At 74.2% G+C, this 1,365-nt stretch carries 1 protein-coding gene; it reads right to left on the bottom strand.

What is annotated here, in order from left to right:
- Window positions 1-1,177 (bottom strand): radical SAM family heme chaperone HemW (hemW, locus tag ACWF94_RS40545; RefSeq protein ID WP_453500314.1); only part of this gene is annotated, 1,177 nt, incomplete at its 3' end.
- Between the last annotated feature and the right edge of the window lie 188 nt (window positions 1,178-1,365).

The following is a 1,365-nucleotide window of genomic DNA, read 5'->3' as shown; positions in this document are numbered from 1 at the left end:
GCACCGCACGCCCCTCCCCATAGGGCGCCGCCGCCAGCAACCCCTCCCTCAGGGCTCTCGACGCCGCGTCCGCGCCCGCCGCCCGCAGCAGCGCCAGCGGCACGCCCTCCCGGAGCCGCAGCTCCAGCAGGATGCGCTCGACCCGGCGGTCCTCTTCGGACAACAGCTCGCGTCCGGCGCCCGGCGACCTCCCCTGGGCCAGGGCCGACGCATAGGCGCCCGGGTGCTTCACATTCCACCAGCGCACCCCGCCGACATGGCTGTGCGCGCCGGGGCCCGCGCCCCACCAGTCGGCGCCGCGCCAGTACAGCTCGTTGTGCAGGCAGCGCCCGGCGTCGGTCGTGGCCCAGTTCGAGACCTCGTACCAGGAGAAGCCCGCGTCGGCGAGCACGGAGTCCGCGATGAGATAGCGGTCGGCGTGGACGTCGTCGTCGGTCATCGGGACCTCGCCGCGCCGGATGCGCCGGGCCAGCTGGGTGCCCTCCTCCACGATCAGCGCGTACGCGGAGACATGGTCGGGCCCCGCGCCCACCGCGGCCTCCAGCGAGGCCCTCCAGTCGTCGTCGCTCTCCCCGGGGGTGCCGTAGATCAGATCGAGGTTGATGTGCTCGAAGCCCGCGGCACGGGCCTCCGCGACGCACGCCTCGGGACGGCCGGGGGTGTGCGTACGGTCCAGCACCTTCAGCACATGCTGCCGCGCGCTCTGCATCCCGAAGGAGATCCGGTTGAAGCCTCCGGCCCGCAGCTCCGCCAGATACGCGGGGTCGACGGACTCCGGATTCGCCTCGGTGGTGATCTCCGCGCCGTCCGCGAACCCGAACTCCTCCCGTACGGCCTCCAGCATCGCCACCAGGTCGCCCGCTGCCAGCAGGGTCGGTGTGCCGCCGCCGACGAAGAGCGTCCGCACCGGGCGGGGATCGTCGCCGAGGACCTTGCGGGCGAGGCGGACCTCGTCGGCGAGGGTGGCCGCGTAATTGTCCCGGGAGGCCAGGACGCCGCCCGAGCCGCGCAGCTCGGGCGCGGTGTAGGTGTTGAAGTCGCAGTAGCCGCAGCGCGTGGCGCAGTACGGCACATGCAGATAGAAGGCGAGCGGTCGCTGACCCGCACCATCGAGGGCGGACGCCGGAAGCGACCCGTCGCCAGGCACGGGCTCACCATCGGGCAGTACGGAAGGCATGCCCCCCATTGTCCGTCACGCCGAACGGTCGTCCGTCACGCCGACCGATCATCACGCAGGGCCGCCAGGGCCGGCCGGTGGCCCAGCTGCCGCCGGGCATCGCACGCGGTGGGCGGGGCGCCGCACGCGGTGGGCGGGGCGCCGCACGCGGTGGGCGGGGCGTCGCACGCGGTGGGCGGGGCGCCCGT

This window comes from Streptomyces sp. NPDC055078, assembly GCF_053607985.1.
This window is presented reverse-complemented; position numbering and strand designations above follow the sequence as displayed.